The sequence below is a fragment of the Aeromonas intestinalis genome, assembly GCF_054052485.1.
On sequence record NZ_JBSTYK010000007.1, the window covers coordinates 119,678 to 139,819 of the forward strand.

20 protein-coding genes are annotated in these 20,142 nt (G+C 60.7%); 13 read left to right on the forward strand and 7 right to left on the reverse strand.

Annotation, left to right across the window (positions count from 1 at the left end; genetic code table 11):
• Positions 1–52: 52 nt before the first annotated feature.
• From pepN to ACW5W7_RS10870, 5 genes are all read right to left on the reverse strand, one after another.
• Complete coding sequence (gene pepN, locus ACW5W7_RS10850; RefSeq protein WP_456501705.1) at positions 53–2,674, reverse strand: aminopeptidase N; 2,622 nt, start codon at positions 2,672–2,674, stop codon at positions 53–55.
• A 127-nt stretch (positions 2,675–2,801) separates the two neighbouring features.
• On the reverse strand, positions 2,802–4,817 hold the full coding sequence (prc, locus tag ACW5W7_RS10855) for a carboxy terminal-processing peptidase (RefSeq protein WP_349922283.1): 2,016 nt from the start codon (positions 4,815–4,817) through the stop codon (positions 2,802–2,804).
• A gap of 8 nt (positions 4,818–4,825) precedes the next feature.
• Positions 4,826–5,467, reverse strand: a complete 642-nt coding sequence (gene proQ, locus ACW5W7_RS10860) for an RNA chaperone ProQ (RefSeq protein WP_349922284.1) — start codon at positions 5,465–5,467, stop codon at positions 4,826–4,828.
• Positions 5,468–5,568: 101 nt separating this feature from the next.
• A complete protein-coding gene (locus tag ACW5W7_RS10865; RefSeq protein WP_349922285.1) occupies positions 5,569–6,027 on the reverse strand; it encodes a GAF domain-containing protein in 459 nt (152 codons plus the stop codon).
• 110 nt (positions 6,028–6,137) lie between these two features.
• Positions 6,138–6,596, reverse strand: coding sequence for a hypothetical protein (locus ACW5W7_RS10870; protein WP_456501706.1), 459 nt, complete (start codon positions 6,594–6,596; stop codon positions 6,138–6,140).
• Positions 6,597–6,879: 283 nt separating this feature from the next.
• Here ACW5W7_RS10870 and ccoN point away from each other — a divergent pair, with 283 nt between their 5' ends.
• The 11 genes from ccoN (at position 6,880) to ttcA (ending at position 17,096) form a co-directional block, all read left to right on the forward strand.
• Positions 6,880–8,304, forward strand: coding sequence for a cytochrome-c oxidase, cbb3-type subunit I (gene ccoN, locus ACW5W7_RS10875; RefSeq protein ID WP_349922287.1), 1,425 nt, complete (start codon positions 6,880–6,882; stop codon positions 8,302–8,304).
• Positions 8,305–8,320: 16 nt separating this feature from the next.
• Positions 8,321–8,935 (forward strand): cytochrome-c oxidase, cbb3-type subunit II, encoded by a 615-nt coding sequence (ccoO, locus tag ACW5W7_RS10880; RefSeq protein WP_349922288.1) that lies wholly within the window; start codon positions 8,321–8,323, stop codon positions 8,933–8,935.
• Positions 8,936–8,945: 10 nt separating this feature from the next.
• The gene (locus ACW5W7_RS10885) at positions 8,946–9,125 is read left to right on the forward strand and encodes a cbb3-type cytochrome oxidase subunit 3 (RefSeq protein WP_349922289.1); all 180 of its coding nucleotides are present in this window, start codon (positions 8,946–8,948) and stop codon (positions 9,123–9,125) included.
• Positions 9,125–10,114 (forward strand): cytochrome-c oxidase, cbb3-type subunit III, encoded by a 990-nt coding sequence (ccoP, locus tag ACW5W7_RS10890; RefSeq protein WP_456501707.1) that lies wholly within the window; start codon positions 9,125–9,127, stop codon positions 10,112–10,114. The genes ACW5W7_RS10885 and ccoP overlap by 1 nt, the downstream gene beginning before the upstream one ends.
• Before the next feature lie 118 nt (positions 10,115–10,232).
• Positions 10,233–10,721: a FixH family protein gene (locus ACW5W7_RS10895; RefSeq protein WP_456501708.1), complete on the forward strand. Its 489-nt coding sequence runs from the start codon at positions 10,233–10,235 to the stop codon at positions 10,719–10,721.
• Between the two features lie 76 nt (positions 10,722–10,797).
• On the forward strand, positions 10,798–13,200 hold the full coding sequence (locus ACW5W7_RS10900) for a heavy metal translocating P-type ATPase (protein ID WP_456501709.1): 2,403 nt from the start codon (positions 10,798–10,800) through the stop codon (positions 13,198–13,200).
• A gap of 128 nt (positions 13,201–13,328) precedes the next feature.
• The gene (gene ccoS, locus ACW5W7_RS10905; RefSeq protein WP_349922293.1) at positions 13,329–13,538 is read left to right on the forward strand and encodes a cbb3-type cytochrome oxidase assembly protein CcoS; all 210 of its coding nucleotides are present in this window, start codon (positions 13,329–13,331) and stop codon (positions 13,536–13,538) included.
• On the forward strand, positions 13,522–14,208 hold the full coding sequence (locus ACW5W7_RS10910; RefSeq protein WP_456501710.1) for a sulfite exporter TauE/SafE family protein: 687 nt from the start codon (positions 13,522–13,524) through the stop codon (positions 14,206–14,208). Before ccoS ends, ACW5W7_RS10910 begins: the two co-directional genes overlap by 17 nt.
• Positions 14,209–14,276: 68 nt before the next feature.
• On the forward strand, positions 14,277–15,032 hold the full coding sequence (locus ACW5W7_RS10915) for an FNR family transcription factor (protein ID WP_349922295.1): 756 nt from the start codon (positions 14,277–14,279) through the stop codon (positions 15,030–15,032).
• A gap of 140 nt (positions 15,033–15,172) precedes the next feature.
• Positions 15,173–16,120, forward strand: coding sequence for a universal stress protein UspE (gene uspE, locus ACW5W7_RS10920; RefSeq protein ID WP_434668266.1), 948 nt, complete (start codon positions 15,173–15,175; stop codon positions 16,118–16,120).
• Positions 16,121–16,187: 67 nt separating this feature from the next.
• Entirely contained in the window at positions 16,188–17,096 is a 909-nt protein-coding gene (gene ttcA / locus ACW5W7_RS10925) for a tRNA 2-thiocytidine(32) synthetase TtcA (protein ID WP_456501711.1), read from the forward strand.
• Between the two features lie 69 nt (positions 17,097–17,165).
• On the opposite strand, the gene ACW5W7_RS10930 is transcribed toward ttcA, so the two are convergent.
• Both ACW5W7_RS10930 and ACW5W7_RS10935 read right to left on the reverse strand, forming a co-directional pair.
• Positions 17,166–17,834, reverse strand: coding sequence for a DUF2987 domain-containing protein (locus ACW5W7_RS10930; RefSeq protein ID WP_456501712.1), 669 nt, complete (start codon positions 17,832–17,834; stop codon positions 17,166–17,168).
• A gap of 26 nt (positions 17,835–17,860) precedes the next feature.
• The gene (locus ACW5W7_RS10935) at positions 17,861–18,613 is read right to left on the reverse strand and encodes a hypothetical protein (protein WP_456501713.1); all 753 of its coding nucleotides are present in this window, start codon (positions 18,611–18,613) and stop codon (positions 17,861–17,863) included.
• Positions 18,614–18,906: 293 nt separating this feature from the next.
• Between ACW5W7_RS10935 and ACW5W7_RS10940 the strand changes: the two genes are divergently transcribed.
• Both ACW5W7_RS10940 and rbsD read left to right on the forward strand, forming a co-directional pair.
• Positions 18,907–19,524 (forward strand): glutathione S-transferase family protein, encoded by a 618-nt coding sequence (locus ACW5W7_RS10940; RefSeq protein ID WP_456501714.1) that lies wholly within the window; start codon positions 18,907–18,909, stop codon positions 19,522–19,524.
• A 196-nt stretch (positions 19,525–19,720) separates the two neighbouring features.
• Positions 19,721–20,140, forward strand: a complete 420-nt coding sequence (rbsD, locus tag ACW5W7_RS10945; protein WP_349922304.1) for a D-ribose pyranase — start codon at positions 19,721–19,723, stop codon at positions 20,138–20,140.
• The last annotated feature ends 2 nt before the right edge of the window (positions 20,141–20,142 follow it).

Sequence of the window (20,142 nt, forward strand, 5' to 3'; positions counted from 1 at the left end):
CCAATAAAACGGGCAGGAGAGTCTGGCTCCCCTGCCCGTCACCGGCGCCGGCTTACTGCGCCAGCGCCTTGCTCACCTTCTCGAACAGATCCCGCGCCAACCCGTCCAGCGCGGCCAGACGGCTCAACTCGGCACGGATCAGCGTCTGACGCCCTGCATCGAGCCGCTTGAACTGGATGAGCGGGGTGATGAGGCGAGACGCCACCTGGGGGTTCACCTCGTTGAGTTCAATCATCAGATCGGTCAGGAAGCGGTAGCCGCTGCCATCGACGGCGTGGAACTGCGCCTGGTTGTAGGCAAAGCTCCCCACCAGGGCTCGCAGCCGATTCGGGTTGCGGATGCTGAAGGTGGGATGCGCCATCGCCTGCTTCACCTCTTCCAGCACGTCGGCGGCGGGTTTCGCCCCCACCAGCCGCAGCCAGTTGTCCAGCACCAGACCGTCGTGGGCCCACTTGCCCTCGAAGTCGGCGAGCAGCGCAGCGCGGCATGGTAGCAGATGGGCGTTGGCCACCTGCAGCGCGGCCAGGGTGTCCGTCATGTTGTCCGCTTGGGTGTACTGTTCCCGCACCAGGGTATCGGCCTGCTCCGGGTTCAGGGCAGCCAGATAACCGAGTACCACGGCTTTGAGGGCGCGCTTGCCCACGTCTTCGTGCACCACCTTGTAACCGGTCAGACGCAGACCCTCGTAGGCCTTGACCAGTCGGACGCCGAAGGCCTCGGCCAGACGAGCCTGAATAACGTCTCGCACTAGGTGGATGGCGTCGATATCGGCGGTGTCGAACAGCTCGCCCAGGGTGACTTCTCCCGGCAGGGTCAGGATCTCGGCTTTCAGAGCCGGATCCAGCGCGGCCTCATCGAAGATGGCGACGAAGGCCGCCAGCAGGGAGTCGGAAACGGCGACCGCCTGGCCCTGCTGCACGCTGGCCACCCCGGCGATCACCGCCTTGTTCACCAGCATCTGGGCTGCGTCCCAGCGGGCGAACTCGTTGCGGGCATGGCGCATCAGGAAGGCCAGCGCCTCGTCGCTGTAGTCATGGTGCAGCTTGACCGGGGCGGAGAAGTCCCGCAGCAGGGAGGGCACGGGCTTCACCGGCACCTGGTCGAACACGAAGGTCTGTGTCTCTTCCAGCACATTCAACACCTGGCCGATAGGTTCCCCCTGATACTGGAGCGGGATCACCGCCCCGTTCGCATCATACAGCTCGATATCCAGCGGGATATGCAGCGGCAGCTTCTGGGGTTGATCCTGGGTTGGCGGAGTGTGCTGGCGCACGTGCAGGCGATAGGTGCCGGTGGCGGCATCGTACTCGTCGGTGACGGTGAGCTCGGGTGTACCGGACTGGCTGTACCAGCGGCGGAAGCGGCCGAGATCGACACCGGAGGCATCTTCCATCGCCTGTACGAAGTCGTCACAGGTGGCGGCCGAGCCATCGTGGCGCTCGAAATAGAGCTTCATGCCGGCCTGGAAGCTTTCCTCCCCCAGCAGGGTGTGCAGCATGCGGATGACTTCGGAGCCCTTCTCGTAGACGGTCAGGGTGTAGAAGTTGTTCATCTCGATCACCACATCCGGGCGGATGGGGTGCGCCATGGGGCCGGCGTCTTCGGCAAACTGCGGGCCACGCACGGTGCGCACGTTGTTGATGCGGTTGACCCCGCGCGAGCCCAGATCGGAGGAGAACTCCTGATCCCGGAACACCGTCAGCCCCTCTTTCAGGCTGAGCTGGAACCAGTCGCGGCAGGTGACCCGGTTGCCGGTCCAGTTGTGGAAATACTCGTGGCCGATCACCCGCTCGATGCCGTGGTAATCGGTGTCGGTGGCGGTGGCGGGGTTTGCCAGCACGAACTTGGAGTTGAAGATGTTCAGCCCCTTGTTCTCCATGGCGCCCATGTTGAAAAAGTCCACCGCGACGACCATGTAGATGTCGAGGTCATACTCGAGACCGAAGCGCTGCTCGTCCCAGCGCATGGAGTTGATGAGGCTCTCCATGGCGAAACCGGCGCGGTCCAGGTTGCCCTTGTCCACGAAGATCTCCAGCGCCACCTTGCGGCCACTCATGGTCACATAGTGGTTGCGCTCCACGTCGAAATCACCGGCTACCAGGGCAAACAGATAGCTGGGCTTGGGGAAGGGATCCTGCCACTGCACGAAGTGACGACCGCCGTCCAGCTCGCCGCTCGCCACCTTGTTGCCGTTGGAGAGCAGATAGGGGAACTTGGCCTTGTCGGCGCTGATGCGGGTGCTGTAACGGGCCAGGATGTCCGGCCTGTCCATGTAGTAGGTGATGCGCCGAAAGCCTTCCGCCTCGCACTGGGTGCAGTAGGCGTCGCCGGACTTGTAGAGCCCCTCCAGCGCCGTGTTGGCGGCAGGATCCAGGTCGGTGACGATGGTCAGCACGCACTCGGCCGGCAGGTTGAACAGGGTCAGACTGCTCTCCCCCTGCTCGTACTGGGTAAAGGACACCCCGTCCAGAGTGACGCTGACGAGGGAGAGCCCTTCCCCATCCAGCACCAAGGGCTCCTTGTGTTCACCGTTGCGACGCAGGCGGGAGATGGCGGTGACCCGTGTCAGGGGCTCCTGCAACTGGAAATCGAGGTCGATGCTGTCGCACCAGTAATGGGGGGCTTGGTAATCCTGGCGATACTTGGCCGTCATGGCCTGAGGTTGTTCAGTCATTATTGTTGCTTCCACGCTTTGTTATTGACGTGTCAGAGGCTGTCACAAGGCTCGAACAGGGTCAAATAGTTTGCATTCAGGCAAAAGAAAGGGCGACCCGAGTCGCCCTTGTCATAGTGTTGTCCCATCAGCTCTTCTTGCTGAGAGTGGCGAGATCAGCCGTGATATTGGCCGCCTCGACCTGATACTCGTCAGGTGCCTCGAAGTCGGTGGGCAGATCATCCAGGCTCTTCACCGTCGGCTTGCCAAGACGAAGCAGCCGCTCATTGGCTCGCGCCAGCGCCTTCTCGTCCTGCTTGGCCTGTTCGGCCAACCGCTCGGCTTCATTCAGGGAGACGGATTTCTTGTCCTTGTCAGCCTGATACTCCTTGATGTCCTGCAACACGTAGGCGAACTCCGGATCCTTGTTGATCCGCGCCTCGTGATCCGCCTTCAGCTTGGCCAGCATGCCGCTGAAATCACCCAGCCTGGTGTAACCCGCTGAGGCAATCTTGTCCCAGGGCAGCGCGTTGAACTCCCGGCTCTCCCCGGTCTCGTCAGGCGAGACGGCGGTGGGGAAGCTGATGTCCGGTGCCACACCCTTGTTCTGGGTGCTGCCACCGTTGATCCGGTAGAACTTGGCGATGGTGTATTGCACGTGGCCGAGCGGCTGCTCATAGAAGTCGTACACCTTGGCGAGGCTGCGGTGTTGCTGCACCGTGCCCTTGCCAAACGAGTTCTCACCCAGGATCAGGGCACGACCGTAATCCTGCATGGCGGCAGCGAAGATCTCGGAGGCCGAGGCGCTGTATCTGTCGATCAGCACCGACATGGGGCCACCGTAGTAGACGTTGCCATCGTCGTCCCCATTGACCGTGATCCGGCCCATGTGATCGCGAATTTGCACCACGGGACCGCTGCCGAAGAAGAGGCCGCTCAGGGCAGAGGCTTCCGTCAGGGCGCCACCGCCGTTGCCGCGCAGATCGACGATGAGACCATCTATCTTCTGCTTGTTGAGGCTGGAGAGCTCCTTGATGACGTCATCGTGCAGGTTGACATAGAAGCTCGGGATCTCGAGTACCCCAATCTTCTTGCCTTCCGCGGTGATCACCTTGGACTTGGCGGCCCTGTCTTCCAGACGCACCTTGTCACGGGTCAGCTCCACCAGCTCGGTCTTGGCATTGGCGCCCTTGCCGCGCTGGATCTCCAGCTTCACCTTGCTGCCTTTCGGGCCCTTGATGAGCTCGACCACGTCATCGAGACGCCAGCCGATCACATCGACAATCTTGCCATCGTCCTGCCCTACCCCGGTGATCTTGTCATCGGGTTTGAGGTGATTGGACTTGGCGGCCGGGCCACCGGGCACCAGGGAACGGATGACGGTGAAGTCATCCTCCGCCTGCAGCACGGCACCAATGCCTTCCAGCGAGAGGTTCATCTCGGTGTTGAAGCGATCGGCGCTGCGCGGGGAGAGATAGCTGGTGTGGGGTTCGATGGCGCGGGCGAAGGAGTTCATGAAGAGCTGGAACACGTCCTCGCTCTCGGTCTGGGACATCCGCTTGATGGCGTTGTTGTAACGCTTGCCAAGCAGCTCCTTGATCTCCGGCCACTCCTTGCCGCTGAGCTTGAGGCTCAGGGCATCGAACTTGACCCGCTGACGCCACAACTCGTTGAGTTCGGCTTCATCCTTGGGCCAGGGCGCCCCTTCCCGATCGAAGACGTAGTTGTCTTTCTGGGTAAAATCGAAGGGAGTGTCGAGCAGTTTGAGGGCGTATTCGAACCGCTCATAGCGCCGCTGCTGACTCAGGTTGAACATCTCGTAGGCGGGCGCCAGCCGTCCTCTCTCGAGGTCGGTGTCAAATCCGTTACGGTACTTTTCAAAACGGCTGATATCAGAGGCCAAAAACAGGTTGCGGCTGTAATCCAGATTCTCGAGGTATTTGTCAAAGACAACCGCGGAGAAAGCATCATCCAGCTTGAACTGCTTGTAATGGGAGCGGGTAAACAGATTGGTAATTCGCTTGCTGGCCGTAGCATGTTGGCTCTCTTGAGCCAACACAGGCAAATCACTTTCCTTGAGCACCGGCTCGATGGCCTGTGCAAGCCCGGCAAGCGCCAGGCTACAGGCAACGAGGGAAAAACGAATTACGCCATGCTTCAACATTTGTCTCCTTAGAGAACCAGGTGCTCGAACTTGACCCGCAACATCATGCCAGTCTGCAATTGAACCTGTACGTCATCCTTGGTCACTTCCTTGATGGTGGCGGGTACGGGGGACTTGCCCAGTACGACGCGCACGCCCTGATCCACTTTCAGGGTAGCGGCATCCACTTTCACCAGCGGTGCGTCGACGGCAGGAGCAGCAGCCTTGGGGGCGGCTTTGGGCTTGTCGGCGCGGGGGGCATCAGACTTGCGAGGAGCCGGGCGACGGGGCTGTTTGGGCTTGTCGTCCTTCTCTTTGGTATTGGTGCGGCGGCTGGCAAAGACACGCTCTTTGCTCTCTTTGAGGGCCTGTTTGGCATGTTCGATGTGCTCTTCGGTCAAGAGCTCACCCGGGTTGCCGTCCAGATCGACACGGGCCTGGCCAGCCTTTAGGCCATGCAGGTAACGCCAGCTGGAAGTGTATTGACGCAGAGCAGAGCGCAGCATGGTCTTGGAGACTCTCTCGTCATCAGCAAGACGCGCGGCCAGATCCTGGAAGATGCCAATCTTGAGTGGCTTGGCCTCTCCTTCAGCGATGAAGCAGGCCGGGAATTTCTCGACCAGGTAGGCAACGATCTCTTTACTGTTCTTCAGCTTTTCAGTGTTTTCCATGTATAACCTTGGCTTTCATATAGACGCACGGGCGAGCCCGAACACAACAAAGGCCCTATTATAGAGAGCTTGGGGCCTTTTGCGAACCATCTAGCAATGACTTAGAGCATGCTTTCCAAAATTTGCACCGTTTCTTCCAGACCAAGCTGGTCCTCGGCGTCGAAACGATTAAAAATCGGACTATCGATATCCAGCACCCCGATGATCTCGCCGTTGTGGCGAACGGGGATCACGATTTCCGAGTTGCTGGCACCGTCACAGGCGATGTGACCGACAAACTGGTGCACGTCGTCCACCAATTGGGTCTTGCCCTCGGATACCGCGGTGCCGCAGACACCTCGCCCTACCGGAATGCGCACGCAGGCGGGCTTGCCCTGGAAGGGGCCGAGCACCAGGGTCTCTCCCTGCAACAGGTAGAAGCCGACCCAGTTGATGTCAGCCAGTTCCTGATTGAGCAGGGCCGAGAGGTTGGCCAGGGTGGCAATGCGATCCGGTTCCCCTTCCAGCAGGGCCTGGGCTTGCTGGTTCAGGGTGCGATAAAATGCTTGTTTTTCAATCATGATTAAATGAACTTCACTCCTTGATAATGAATGCAAGGTACAGTCCCACCTGAAAAATTCAAATCAAATTTCATCTATCCCCCCTTCTGGGCCTCAAACAAGCCACTGCTTCAGCGGGAGACGGAGAGCGCCAACTGCTGGCGTTGACCATTGCTCCACTCGATATTGAGCAGCCAGGTCATGGTTGCCGAGGTACAGGAACCCACCTGGGCCGTCCCCTGCCATCCCCCCTCGCTCGCCTCGAATTGCACGGGGATGCGGCCCATGAACATCTCCTTTCCCTCGAGCCAGGCCTGAGTCGGGCTGATGGCAGGATCCCCCCCCTGAAGACATAGGCTAAAGTCATGTTCAGCCTTGATCGGCAGGTTGACGACACTGGCAGAGAGGGGCTTGTCTCCGATAATAAGCGCACAGGTACTGTGGGATAGATCACAAATCTGATCATTTCCCCCCTCAAAACCAGCCCCGTGTGGAGACCAAAACCAGGTCCGATAAGTCATCAGGGCGAGCAAAATGGCCAACACCAGCAGCAAGTGCCCGATTTTGCGTGAAGTGAGTCTCTCTTTCATGAAAAAACAACCTTGTAAGGTACGTAAAAAATGCCATTTTCGTGATCTCGCGCAAGGTAAAAAACTGGCGGCGGTGAGACCCGTCAGAGCCAAATATATCACTGTTTGTACTGTTATTTTACCGGTCAGTTCAGTATCATTCCCAATGAATTTTCATTTATCCACATTTTGCTTTTCCTTTTATTAACAAAAGTTAACGAGCGGAAGTCGGCAAATCTGGAATGAAAATGGTCCTGATTGCCGGACAAAAAACAAACAACAGCATCGGAAGCGGAATACAACGATGAGCCACACTACGAACCATCCTGAGTACAACTACACCGTTGTACGTCAGTTCACCGTCATGACGATTGTCTGGGGAATTGTCGGTATGTCGGTGGGCGTACTGATTGCAGCCCAGCTGATCTGGCCTGCCCTCAACTTCGACACCCCCTGGCTGACCTACAGCCGCCTGCGACCCCTGCATACCAACGCGGTTATCTTCGCCTTTGGTTGCAGTGCCTTGATGGCCACCTCCTTCTATGTGGTACAGCGCACCTGCCAGACCCGGTTGTTTGGTGGCAAGCTTGCCTCCTTCGTGTTCTGGGGCTGGCAGGCGATCATCCTCTCGGCCGCCATCTCGCTGCCGCTGGGATACACCACCTCCAAGGAGTACGCCGAGCTGGAGTGGCCCATCGACATCGCCATCACCGTGGTCTGGGTCGCCTATGCCGTGGTCTTCTTCGGTACCCTGGCCAAGCGCACCACCTCCCACATCTATGTGGCGAACTGGTTCTTCGGCGCCTTCATCATCACGGTGGCCGTGCTGCACATCGTCAACAACATGGAAGTGCCCCTCTCCGGCATGAAGTCCTACTCCATGTACTCCGGTGCCATGGATGCCATGGTGCAGTGGTGGTATGGCCACAACGCGGTGGGCTTCCTGCTGACCGCCGGTTTCCTCGGCATGATGTACTACTTCGTGCCCAAGCAGGCGGGCCGCCCGGTCTACTCCTATCGCCTCTCCATCGTGCACTTCTGGGCGCTGATCTCCCTCTACATCTGGGCCGGTCCGCACCACCTGCACTACACGGCGCTACCCGACTGGGCACAGTCCCTCGGCATGGTGATGTCTCTCATCCTATTCGTTCCCTCCTGGGGCGGCATGATCAACGGCATCATGACCCTGTCCGGTGCCTGGCACAAACTGCGCTATGACCCCATCCTGCGTTTCCTGATCGTCTCCCTGTCGTTCTACGGCATGTCCACCTTCGAAGGCCCCATGATGGCCATCAAGACGGTCAACGCCCTCTCCCACTACACCGACTGGACCATAGGTCACGTTCACTCCGGTGCTCTGGGCTGGGTCGCCATGGTATCCATCGGCGCCGTATATCACCTGATCCCGAACCTGTTTGATCAGGGCCGCATGTACAGCATCAAGCTCATCAACGTCCACTTCTGGCTGGCGACCGTGGGCACCGTGCTCTACATCGTCTCCATGTGGATTTCCGGTGTGATGCAGGGTCTGATGTGGCGTGCGGTCAACGACGACGGCACCCTGACCTACAGCTTCGTGGAAGCCCTGCAGGCCTCTTACCCCTTCTACTTCGTGCGCTTCCTGGGTGGCTGCTTCTTCGTCACCGGCATGCTGCTGATGGCCTACAACGCCTATCGCACCATCACTGCGCCCAAGGGTTCCCTGGAACCCGTCGCACAGCCAGCCTGATTGAAGAGGTCACGCCATGAGCAACAATAACCGTCACGAAATATTTGAAAAAAGCGTTCCCATGCTGGTGGTCGGCATCATCTTTGCCATCAGCCTGGGGGGCCTGGTCGAAATCACCCCCCTGTTCTTCCAGAAGCAGACCACGGAGCCGGTGGAGGGCCTCAAGCCCTACACCGCCCTGCAGATGGAAGGGCGCGATATCTTCATCCGCGAAGGCTGCAACGTCTGCCACAGCCAGATGATCCGTCCGTTCCGCGCCGAGACCGAGCGCTACGGCCACTACTCGGTCGCCGGTGAAAGCGTCTGGGAGCACCCCTTCCTGTGGGGCTCCAAGCGTACCGGGCCGGATCTGGCCCGGGTCGGCGGCCGCTACTCCGATGACTGGCACCGTGCCCACCTCATCAACCCGCGGGACGTGGTGCCCGAGTCCAACATGCCCGGCTTCCCCTGGCTCGAGACCAACGTCCTGAGCGGCGAGCTGACCGGCAAGAAGCTGGCCCTGTTCCGGGATCACTTCGGCGTGCCCTATACCGACGCCGACATCGCAGGCGCCGGTGAGGCAGTGAAGGGCAAGACAGAGCTCGACGCCCTGGTCGCTTATCTGCAATCACTGGGTCATGCCCTGAAATAAGGAGGCGGAAATGGATTACGGTACATTTCGCGGCCTGTACACCCTGCTGCTGCTGATCATCATGATCGCCATCATCGTCTGGGCCTACAGCAAGCGCCGCAAGGCCTCCTTCGACGAGGCCGCCAACCTGGTTTTTGCCGACGATGAGCAACCCAGTGCTGATAACAAGAACGCAGGAGCGAAGCAATAATGAGCACTCTGTTTAGCATTTTTGTCACCGTGATAAGTCTGGGCACCATCATCGGCTGCTTCCTGCTGCTGCTCTGGTGCATGAAGGACAAGCTGGGAACCGAAGAAGGCAAGCCCATGGGGCACGCCTTCGACGGCATCGAGGAGATCAACAACCCGCTGCCCAAGTGGTGGTCCTACATGTTCATCTTCTTCATCGTCACCGGCCTCATCTACCTGCTCGCCTTCCCGGGCCTGGGCAACTGGAAGGGTCTGCTGGGCTGGCAGAGCTCGAACCAGGACATCCGCTCCCTGGCCGAATCCAAGGCGGCGGCCGCCTCCGCCAAGGCCGAGGGGCGCGCGGTCGAGTACGATCGGGAGCTCGCCAAGGCCGACGAGGTCTATGGTGCCAAGTTCCGCGAGCTGGCCTACCAGGCTGACGGCAAGAGCTATCGCCCCATCGAGGAGATCGCCGCCGATCCGGAAGCCCGCAAGGTGGGTCAGCGCCTGTTCCTGCAAAACTGCTCCCAGTGCCACGGCTCCGATGCCCGCGGTGGTCGCGGTTTCCCGAACCTGACCGACAGCGAATGGCAGTGGGGCGGCGCACCTGAGCAGATCAAGACCACCATCATGGGCGGTCGTCAGGGGGTCATGGCCGCCTGGGGCGAGATCCTGGGTCAGGATGGGGTGAAGGAGGTGGCCTCCTATGTATTGAGTCTCTCCGGTCGCAAGGTGGATCTGGTGGAAGCCAAGAAGGGCGAGGCACGCTTTGCCATCTGCGCCGCCTGTCACGGCCCGGATGCCAAGGGCGGCATCGCCTTCGGCGCGCCGGATCTCACCAACAACACCTGGCTCTACGGTGGCTCCCGTCAGGTGGTCGAGCAGACCATCACCCACGGGCGTCACGGGGTCATGCCGGCCTGGAAGGACATCCTCGGGGAGGACAAGGTGCAACTGCTGGCATCCTATGTCTACAGCCTGTCTCACAACGAGGGACAAAAAGCGCAGTAACATGTGATAAGCACGTGATTACGCAGCAAAAAGCCTCGACTCTTCGGGGCTTTTTGTTATCTTGTGTTGGCTAAAACCCCTCCATTCGTTAAGCGTACGTTTCACGGCAGTAGCAACTATGACTCAACCCTGGTATCGCCAATTCTGGCCCTGGTTCATCATCGCCCTCCCCTGCGCCGCCGTGGTCGGCAGCATCGCCACCGCCATCATCGCCAGCAAGGATGGGGTCAACCTGGTGGCCGAGGACTATTACAAGCAGGGCAAGGAGATCAATCAGGATCTCAGCAAGTTCGATCGCGCCGGGGCGTTGGGCATCCGCATCGCCCTCGAGGTCAAGGGCAGCGAGCTGACCCTGAAGCCGCTCTCCGGTGATGTGCCGCCCGGTCAGGCCCTGCATGTATCCCTCTTCCACCCCACCCTGGCAGGTCATGACAACGAACATCTGGTGACCGCCGATGGCAAGGGTGTCTATCGCCTGATGCTGGACAAGCCCATCACCGGCAAATGGCACATCCGGGTCGATGCCTTCAACCACGAATGGCGCCTGCAAGAGACGGTACATCTGCCGACCGGGGCGGCCGTCGAGCTCGATCCCAAGGGCCGTTGATGCCCCCTGAATGGCCGTCCTGGACGAGTCGGCCAGCTTCCCAGACACCCCGCCCGCTCCCAAGGAGGGATACACCATGACCGGCTGTTTTCACTGCGGTGAACCGGTTCCCACTGGCAGTGATTATGCCCTCGAGATCAAGGGCATAGTGCAACCCATGTGCTGCCCCGGCTGCCAGGCCGTGGCGCAGACCATCCTCGAATGCGGCCTTGCCAGCTACTACGAACACCGTACCGCTCCCGGCATCAAGGGGGAACTGGTGCCGAGCGAGCTGGTCGCCATGACCCACTACGATCTGGCGGAAGTGCAGCAGGATTTCGTGGTGGAAACCGGCTCAGGCAGTCAGAAACTTCGCGAAATCCAGCTCAGCGTAGAGGGTCTTAGTTGCGCCGCCTGTGCTTGGTTGATTGAACGCCACCTGATGGGACTCCCGGGCCTGCACTATGTGAACGTCAACACCACCACCCACCGCGCCCGCATCAAATGGGACCCCGACAAACTCTCCTTGAGCGACATCCTCAAGGGCTTTGCCAAGATTGGCTATCGCGCCTACCCCTTCCAGACCCACAGCCAAGAAGCCCTCTACGCCCGCGAGGTGCGCAGCTACATGTTTCGCATGGCGCTGGCAGGACTGGGATCCATGCAGGTGATGATGTGCGCGGTAGCGCTCTACATGGACTTCTTCATCAGCGTCGAGGAGGAGTTCATGATCTACTTCAAGTGGATAAGCCTGCTGCTCTCGACCCCCATCATGATCTACTCCGCCCAGCCATTCTACGTGGGGGCCTGGCGCGCCCTGAAGCAGGGCCACCTCTCCATGGATGTGTCGGTGTCGATGGCGCTGATCGGCGCCTTCGTCGCCTCCATCTGGGCCACGGTGTTCAACACCGGTGAGGTCTATTACGACTCCATCACCATGTTCGTCTTCTTCCTGCTGCTGGGGCGCTTGCTCGAGCTGCGCGCCAGGCGCAAGGCGTCGGAGTCGAGCTCCAACCTGGCGCGGCTGGTACCCATCATGGCGACCCGCATCGATGACGACGGGGAACACGACGTCGCCGCCAAGACCCTGCGCACAGGCGACAGGGTGCGGGTGCTGGCGGGCGCCACCCTGCCCGCCGACGGCATCATAGTGACGGGGAACGCCAGTCTGGATGAATCCATGTTGACCGGCGAGCAGCTCCCCCTGCTCAAGCAAGCGGGAGAGCCCGTCTTCGCCGGCACCATCAACACCGATGCGCCGCTGGAGATCCGGGTCAGCCATCCCATCGAGGAGTCTCGCCTCGCCCAGATCATGCGCCTGCAGGATCATGCGCTGGACGACAAGCCTGCCATCGCCGAGCTGGCGGATGTGCTCTCCCGCCACTTTATCCTGGTGTTGCTGGTGATCGCCGCCGGGGTATGGACCTTCTGGCACTTCCACGCCCCCGAGCGCGCCTTCTGGATCACCCTGGCAGTGCTGGTGGCGACCTGCCCCTGCGCTCTGTCGCTGGCCACCCCCACGGCGCTCACCTCTGCCACCGCCCATCTTACCCGCAGCGGCATACTGTTGCGCCGTGGCCATGTGCTGGACATTTTGACCCGTGCCAACCGGGTAGTGATGGACAAGACCGGCACCCTGACCACGGGGGACATCCGCCTTGTCAGCACCCGGGCACTGGCCGGGCTTGACGATGCCGAATGCCTCGCCATCGCCCGCACCCTGGAGGCCTACTCCGAACACCCCATCGCTCGTGCCTTCAAGCGCGCCGCCCCCGCCGACATTCTGCTGACGGCGAGCGAGGTGACCCCTGTCATCGGTCACGGCATCCAGGGCGTGATTGCCGGCACCCAGTACAGGATTGGCAGTGCCCGCTGGCTGGGTTTGAGTGACGACCATGGCCAGGCGCCGCAGGAGAGCGGCCTTGTCATCTATCTGGCCGACGAGCACGGATTGCTGGCTCGCTTCACCCTGGCCGATACGCTGCGCACAGATGCCAAGGCACTCATCGCCGCCTTCCGGGATGCCGGCCTCAAAACCACCATACTGACGGGCGATGGCTCGGCCGCCGCCGACGAGGTGGCACGGGAGCTCGGGGTGGATGAACTCATCAAGGGGGCGACACCGGATGGCAAGCTTGCCTATCTCAAGGGGCGTGAAGCGGCCGGGGAGATCAGCATCATGGTGGGGGATGGCATCAACGATGCGCCCGTGCTGGCCGGGGCCCATGCTTCTTTTGCCATGGCGGGGGGCACGGATCTGGCCAAGAACAGTGCCGACGCCATCTTGCTGGCGGACGATCTCTCCCGCCTGCTGGCGGCCCGCACCCTGGCGCTGCGCACCCGCAAGATCATCAAGGAGAACTTCGCCTGGTCCATCGGCTACAACCTGCTGGTGCTGCCGCTGGCGGCGAGCGGCTGGCTTCCCCCCTACCTGGCGGCGGCGGGCATGTCGTTGAGCTCCCTCATAGTGGTCACCAACTCCATGCGGCTCAACCGCTGATCCCGCCCCTTGAGTGAACGGCCTGCCAGGGGGCGGGCCAGATTTTCTGACAGATGGCGGCTGGCGCCGGGCCCGAACGGGGTTAACATGGACCAGCCACCACGGGCACACTTGCCAAGGTAGAGACCATGAACATCATCTTTGTCCTCATCCCCATCGCCATCCTGTTCGTCATCATCGCCGGGGTCGTCTTCTTCTGGGCCATCCGCTCCGAGCAGTTCGAGGATCTCGACCGGCAGGGCTCCAACATCCTGTTCGATGAGGAGCAACCGCTCGCCAAGGCTGAAGACAAGGAGCCAGAGGACGAGAGCAAGGGGCACCATGACCAGCAGCCTTGATCTGATGGGGGCCCTGCTGGTGGGGCTGGCGGGATCCGGCCACTGCATCGCCATGTGCGGCGGGGTCTCGGCGGCGCTCTCCATGGCGATCCCCCCGAAGAGCCAGCACTTCTGGGGGCGGCTCGGCTACCTGCTCAATTACAACCTCGGCCGGATCCTGAGCTACGTCATCGCGGGGGCGCTGGTGGGGGGGCTGCTGGCCAGTGTTGGCGAACTCGGTGCCGGCAAACAGGCCATCGCCGGGCTGAGACTGGTGGCGGCGATCTTGATGATAGCGCTCGGCCTCTATCTCGCGGGCTGGTGGCAGGGCATTCTGCTACTTGAGCGCATGGGGGCGAAGCTTTGGCCACATATCAAGCCGCTGGCCAGCAGATTCCTCCCGTTTCATACCCCCTTGCAGGCCCTCCCCTTTGGCATGGTATGGGGCTGGCTGCCCTGTGGTTTGGTCTACTCCATGTTGACCTGGAGTGCGGCCGCGGGCTCCGCCACGGGTGGGGCACTCATCATGCTCTTCTTCGGCCTCGGTACCCTGCCGACCCTGTTTGCGTTGGGAGGTCTGGCCGATCGCCTGCGCTACTGGCTGACCCTGCGCAGTCTGCGCCTCGGCGGCGCCCTGCTGCTCATCGCTTACGGCCTGCACACCTTCTGGATCGGGATCACATCCTTTTGAAACCCTATCCAAAACGGATGAGTTGGTGGTAAACTTGTTTGATATAAATCAATTATTCATTTGAGCCTATGATCCCGGACAAGAAACCTGGCAGACGTATTCAGAGCGGTGGCTGTGCAATTCATTGCCAGGATTGCAGCATCAGCCAGCTCTGCATCCCCTTCACCCTGAACGACAACGAACTCGATCAGCTCGACAGCATCATCGAGCGCAAGAAGCCGATCCAGAAGGGTGAAGAACTGTTCAAGGCTGGCGACGAGCTGAAATCGCTCTATGCCATCCGCTCCGGGACCATCAAGTCTTATACCATCACCGAGCAGGGGGACGAGCAGATCACCGCCTTCCACCTCGCCGGCGATCTGGTCGGTTTTGATGCCATCCACAAGCAGGCTCACCCCTCCTTCGCCCAGGCGCTGGAAACCGCCATGGTGTGCGAGATCCCGTTCGACGTGCTGGATGACCTCTCCGGCAAGATGCCGAAGCTCCGCCAGCAGATCATGCGGCTGATGAGCAACGAGATCATGGGGGATCAGGAGATGATCCTGCTGCTCTCCAAGAAAAATGCCGAAGAGCGTCTCGCCGCCTTCCTGCACAACCTGTCGGTGCGCTTCTCCGAGCGCGGTTTCTCCGCCAAGGAGTTCCGCCTCTCCATGACCCGTGGCGACATCGGCAACTATCTCGGCCTCACCGTCGAGACCATCAGCCGTCTGCTCGGCCGCTTCCAGAAGTCCGGCCTCATCAGCGTCAAGGGCAAGTACATCACAGTACTGGACCATGTGGCACTCGGCATCATGGCCGGTGCAACCCGTCCCGCCTGCGGCTGATCTCCCTCCTCAACTCGTTCTCGGCCGGGTCTGTTCGCCCCGAATTTTGATCCGGCCCACCTTATTGCCCCTCCCCTTGGACTAAGCTGTAAAGGCTAAAGAGCTGCCATCATTGGCGTTTTTTGCCAAGGAGGAGAACCATGGTCAAATACCGAAACATTCTGGTGGTGATCAACCCCGAAGAGGAGCGCCAAATCGCCCTCGAGCGTGCGGTCAAGGTCGCCGAGCTGGACGAGGGCGCCCAGCTGACCCTGCTGCTGACCATCTACGACTTCTCATACGAGATGACTGCCATGCTGTCGGTGGATGAGCGCGAGGAGATGCGCCACGGTGTGCTCTCCCAGCGCCGGGAATGGCTGGAAGAGATACTGCAGCCCTATCGCGCCAGAGGGCTGGAGTGCGAAGTCAAGGTGATGTGGCACAACCGTCCGTTTGAGTGCGTCATCCAGGAGGTGCTCTCCCAGCGCCACGACCTGGTGGTCAAGGCGACCCACAAGCACTCCTTCCTGCAGACCTTCATCTTCACCCCCACCGATTGGCACCTGCTGCGCAAATGCCCCTGCCCGGTGCTGCTGGTAAAAGAGGGCCATTGGCAGCGTGGTGGCAACATCATCGCTGCCATCAATTGCTCGAGCGATGATGTGGAGCAGAAGGTGCTCAACGAGCGCATCACCCGCGAGGGGGCCGCCATCGCCGATCTGCTCGGCTCCAACCTCTACCTGGTCAATACCTACCCGGGCACCCCGGTCAACGTGGCCATCGAGCTGCCCGAATTCGATCCCAACGCCTACAACGATGCCATCCGCAAACATCACGAGGATCTGCTGCGCGAGCATGCGGAACAGTTTGGTATCGGTCACATGTGGACCCGTGTCGCAGAAGGGTTGCCCGAGGAGGTTCTGCCCGACATGGCCGACAGCCTCAAGTCCACCCTGATGATCATGGGCTGCGTCGGTCGCACCGGCCTGTCCGCCGCCCTGCTCGGCAATACCGCCGAACACGTGGTCGATCGGCTCAACTGCGACATCCTCATCCTCAAACCGGACGATTACAGCTGCCCGGTGGATGACAGACGTCATCCGGTATAAGCGTTTCTTGCCCTCCCCCGGGACATGGCTATAATAAGCCGCTTATTTTTGTCCCGGGTTTGAGGCCATGCTAGAAGAGCTTAACGCCAAAGAGAAATACAGTTTCAACAAGCTGCAGAAACGCCTGCGGCGCAATGTGGGCCAGGCCATCGCCGACTTCAACATGATTGAAGATGGCGACAAGATCATGGTGTGCCTGTCTGGCGGCAAGGACAGCTTCGCCATGCTCGACATCCTGATGAGCCTCAAGGCCAGCGCCCCCATCCATTTCGATCTCGTGGCCGTGAACCTGGATCAGAAGCAACCCGGCTTCCCCGAGCACGTGCTGCCCGAGTATCTGGCGACCCTGGGCGTCGATTTCAAGATCGTCGAGGAAGACACCTACTCCATCGTGAAAGACAAGGTGCCGGAGGGCAAGACCACTTGCGCCCTCTGCTCCCGTCTGCGCCGTGGCATCCTCTACCGGACCGCCCAGGAGCTCGGTTGCACCAAGATTGCCCTCGGCCATCACAGGGACGACATCCTGGAGACCCTGTTCCTCAACATGTTCTACGGCGGCAAGCTGAAATCCATGCCCCCCAAACTGGTGAGCGACGATGGCAAGAACGTGGTGATCCGCCCGCTGGCCTACTGCAAGGAGAAGGATCTCGTGCGCTACGCCGAGGTCAAAGCCTTCCCCATCATTCCCTGCAACCTGTGCGGCTCCCAGGAAAACCTGCAGCGCAAGGCCATCAAGCAGATGATGCAGGATTGGGATCGCCGCTTCCCCGGCCGTATCGAGACCATGTTCACCGCCATCCAGGACGTGATCCCGAGCCACCTGCTCGATCACAAGCTGTTTGACTTCAAGAGCATCAATCGCGACTCCGGCATCATAGACGGCGGTGACAAGGCGTTCGATCCCCCCGAGCTGCCCACGGCCCCCCTGCTCAACATCGACGAGATGGATGTGCTGGATGTGATCGAGGTGCGCTAAGCCCTCATCCCACGAGCAACAAAAAAGGAGCGCCTGGCGCTCCTTTTTCATGTCTCATTTTCCCAAGGTTTAACCCTGATGCAGCCAGGGGGTCAGCCGCAAGACCTCACCATCGAGCTGCAGCTTGCCACTGGCAAAGTCGGCTAGCTGGTCATTGCTGAGCAGCAGTTGCCCATCCTGCCATGGCAGCGCCAACCGGCGATCCCCTTCACTCAGATAGGCGGTTCCGCTTGGGCTGACCAGGCTGATGCGCACCCCTTCCATCTTCGGCAGGAAGTGCTTGCCGATCATGCCCGCCAGCTTGTCCAGCAAGGCCATCATCTGCTGCTGGCGCACCTGCAACTCCTTCACCCGCAACCCTTTTGGGGCGTCCGCCATTACCTGCACCGAGAGATCGCAGCGCTCGTGAGGTTCCCCCAGCTCGACCCAGACGCTGGCCTTGTCCAGATTGAGGTCATCGTCATAGGGCAGACGCAGCTCGCCATCCACCGTCACCTCGGCGGGCACTTCACGCTCCGGCGTCGATACACGAGCCGAGAGCAGGGTACAGCGCTGGCTGTTTTGTGGATCGGTCAGATAGAAACCGAGGCGGGCATCACCAAAATCCCCTCTGGCAGCCGTCTTCATCTGGCTATAGAAGGTGGCGTATTGCAGCTCGAGTGGCTGCGAGGGCTGCGCCAGCCCGAGTGCCGGTATGAGCAGCAGGGTGGCCGCGAGGCCGGCATCGCTCTTTTTCATCTGCAATCCCTTTTGCCATGCGCCCATCAGGCGTTGAAATGATCCGGCCCTTGCGGGGTGTTCTGCTCCCCCACCTCGGTCACCTCGACGGCGACCCCGCACAGATCCCGATAGAGGATCCCCTTGCAGTTGAAGTAGAGAGGGGCCACCCAGATGAGGCCAAGCCCCATGGGAATGAGCGCCACGAAGAAGAGCGCCAGCATAACGCCATGCAGCAACACTATGCTGGGCCAGCCACGGGCGAACAGCTTGAGGGAAACCAGAATGGCCTGGGCGGGCGACAAGCCGCGCTCCAGCACCAGGGGCACGGTAAACACCAGCCCCATGCCGACCAGGGCCGAGGGGATGAAGGCCAGCATCACCGGCAGGCCCACCAGTTCGAACAGGGGACCAAACAGGCTGGTGATGAGGCTGCCCAGCAGGCTCAAGCTGCCCAGGCGCAGGAAGTGGCGGAAGAAATCGAACACCTGGTTCGGCCGGGCACGAACCCCGACGGATTGCTGCAAGCCCAGCATGTCGAGGGACGAGGTCATGGGGGACATGATGACGGTGATGAGCAGGCTCAGCACCAGCGCCATGTCCATGTCACCCTCCGCCCCCATATGGGAACTCAGCAGGGTCTGACTCAGCAGGATCCAGATCGCCATGACACCCGCGATGGCCAGCGCCAGACCGAAGCCGGTGCGACGAGTCTGTTGCCAGCCCTCTTTCAGCACCCCTTGCAAGTCCAGACGATATCCCTGACTGAGGGACTGTTCGAGGGTTCCACCGATCCGCATTTTATTACTCAATTGACTATCCAACATCGAAAGCGACTATCAAGGTGGCACATTATAGCGATTTGACCGGGCATGCGTAGCCGTTTTTCCTGTTATCTTCTGTTCAGAAAGCCATTGATTTCACGCCATATCGTTCAGTTTTTCCAAACAAGATCCCGGCTATCCTTTCTCTTCTCGCCCCTTCTGTCCCTACTCGCTTGGCCCTCGCACGACATGGGGGTAGGATGCCCAAGACGCCCCGGAGATCCCCGGGTGCCCTCTCCCTGCCACACCGTTAGCTTGAGGATCTTTGCATGTCAGAACTGACCCTGTATCTCACCCCCGGCACCTGTGCCATGGCCGTGCGCATCGCGCTGGTGGAAGCCAATGCTCCGCATCAGCTCAAACTCGTCGACTTCGCCGCCGGCGAGCAGCGATCCCCCGAATATCTGACCATCAACCCCAAGGGACGGGTACCGGCCCTGGTCACCGAACGCGGCGTGCTGACCGAGACACCGGCTCTGCTGCTCTATGTGGCCCAGCGCTTCCCGGCGGCCGGGCTCGCCCCCCTTGACGATCCCTTCCTGCTGGCCCGCATGCAGGAGGTCAACAGCTTCCTCGCCTCCACCGTGCATGTCTCCCACGCCCATGGTCGGCGCGCGGCCCGCTGGGCCGATGATGAGCAAGCCATCATTGCCATGCAGGCCAAGATGCCGCAGAACATGCGCGACGGCTTCGCCCAGATAGAAAACCACTACCTCACCGGCCCCTGGGTGCTGGGAGAGCAGTTCAGCCTGGCCGACATCTATCTGTACGTGGTGGCGAGCTGGCTCAAGAGCGACGGCGTCGACATCGAAACCTTCCCCAGGGTGGCAGACCATACCCGGCGGATGCTGGCCCGCCCGACCGTGCAGCAGGCACTGCTCATTTGACCCTCAGGCCGGCAGCAAGCCGGCCTGTTTATTCCCCAATCCCCCCCTCGCATTGAGATCGTTTTCACATTTTCATCACGGTTTTCTAGACCCGTTAACCATTAGGGCCTATCTTCCACCCCATAACGCAACCGGTTGCGTAACCGGTTGCCCAGTCAAATGCCGAGGCGAAAGCCCAAGCCTGATGAGGTGCAGTATGAAACGAGGCAAGTTGCTCAATGCCCCCCTGAGTGCCCTGGTGGCACAGATGGGCCACACCGACGAGATCACCGTCTGCGACGCCGGCCTGCCCATTCCGGCCGGTCCCGAACGCATCGATCTGGCACTGATGGCGGGCATTCCCAGCCTCGATACCGTACTGGGGGCCCTGCTCACCGATCTGGTGGTGGAGAAGGTGATCATGGCAAGCGAGATCAAGCTGACAAGCCCCGCCACCCATCAGGCCCTGCTCCTGCAGATTGAGCAGCATGCCAACGCCCAGGGCAAGCCCATCGCCATCGAATACTGCCTGCACGAGGCGTTCAAGACCCGCTCCCGCCAGAGCAAGGCCATCGTGCGCAGCGGCGAGGTCACCCCGTACGCCAATCTCATTCTCTGCGCCGGCGTGGCGTTTTGAGC

Excerpts from the sequence above, each read along its gene's own strand:
- ACW5W7_RS10885 (WP_349922289.1), top strand. The coding sequence starts at position 8,946 with ATGGATTACGGTACATTTCGCGGCCTGTACACCCTGCTGCTGCTGATC.
- ACW5W7_RS10910 (WP_456501710.1), top strand. The coding sequence starts at position 13,522 with ATGACCAGCAGCCTTGATCTGATGGGGGCCCTGCTGGTGGGGCTGGCG.
- ccoO (WP_349922288.1), top strand. The coding sequence starts at position 8,321 with ATGAGCAACAATAACCGTCACGAAATATTTGAAAAAAGCGTTCCCATG.
- ACW5W7_RS10930 (WP_456501712.1), bottom strand. The coding sequence starts at position 17,834 with ATGAAAAAGAGCGATGCCGGCCTCGCGGCCACCCTGCTGCTCATACCG.
- ACW5W7_RS10900 (WP_456501709.1), top strand. The coding sequence starts at position 10,798 with ATGACCGGCTGTTTTCACTGCGGTGAACCGGTTCCCACTGGCAGTGAT.
- ACW5W7_RS10865 (WP_349922285.1), bottom strand. The coding sequence starts at position 6,027 with ATGATTGAAAAACAAGCATTTTATCGCACCCTGAACCAGCAAGCCCAG.
- ACW5W7_RS10895 (WP_456501708.1), top strand. The coding sequence starts at position 10,233 with ATGACTCAACCCTGGTATCGCCAATTCTGGCCCTGGTTCATCATCGCC.
- rbsD (WP_349922304.1), top strand. The coding sequence starts at position 19,721 with ATGAAACGAGGCAAGTTGCTCAATGCCCCCCTGAGTGCCCTGGTGGCA.
- ccoS (WP_349922293.1), top strand. The coding sequence starts at position 13,329 with ATGAACATCATCTTTGTCCTCATCCCCATCGCCATCCTGTTCGTCATC.
- prc (WP_349922283.1), bottom strand. The coding sequence starts at position 4,817 with ATGTTGAAGCATGGCGTAATTCGTTTTTCCCTCGTTGCCTGTAGCCTG.
- ACW5W7_RS10935 (WP_456501713.1), bottom strand. The coding sequence starts at position 18,613 with ATGCGGATCGGTGGAACCCTCGAACAGTCCCTCAGTCAGGGATATCGT.
- ACW5W7_RS10915 (WP_349922295.1), top strand. The coding sequence starts at position 14,277 with ATGATCCCGGACAAGAAACCTGGCAGACGTATTCAGAGCGGTGGCTGT.
- ttcA (WP_456501711.1), top strand. The coding sequence starts at position 16,188 with ATGCTAGAAGAGCTTAACGCCAAAGAGAAATACAGTTTCAACAAGCTG.
- proQ (WP_349922284.1), bottom strand. The coding sequence starts at position 5,467 with ATGGAAAACACTGAAAAGCTGAAGAACAGTAAAGAGATCGTTGCCTAC.
- ACW5W7_RS10940 (WP_456501714.1), top strand. The coding sequence starts at position 18,907 with ATGTCAGAACTGACCCTGTATCTCACCCCCGGCACCTGTGCCATGGCC.
- ccoN (WP_349922287.1), top strand. The coding sequence starts at position 6,880 with ATGAGCCACACTACGAACCATCCTGAGTACAACTACACCGTTGTACGT.
- pepN (WP_456501705.1), bottom strand. The coding sequence starts at position 2,674 with ATGACTGAACAACCTCAGGCCATGACGGCCAAGTATCGCCAGGATTAC.
- ccoP (WP_456501707.1), top strand. The coding sequence starts at position 9,125 with ATGAGCACTCTGTTTAGCATTTTTGTCACCGTGATAAGTCTGGGCACC.
- uspE (WP_434668266.1), top strand. The coding sequence starts at position 15,173 with ATGGTCAAATACCGAAACATTCTGGTGGTGATCAACCCCGAAGAGGAG.
- ACW5W7_RS10870 (WP_456501706.1), bottom strand. The coding sequence starts at position 6,596 with ATGAAAGAGAGACTCACTTCACGCAAAATCGGGCACTTGCTGCTGGTG.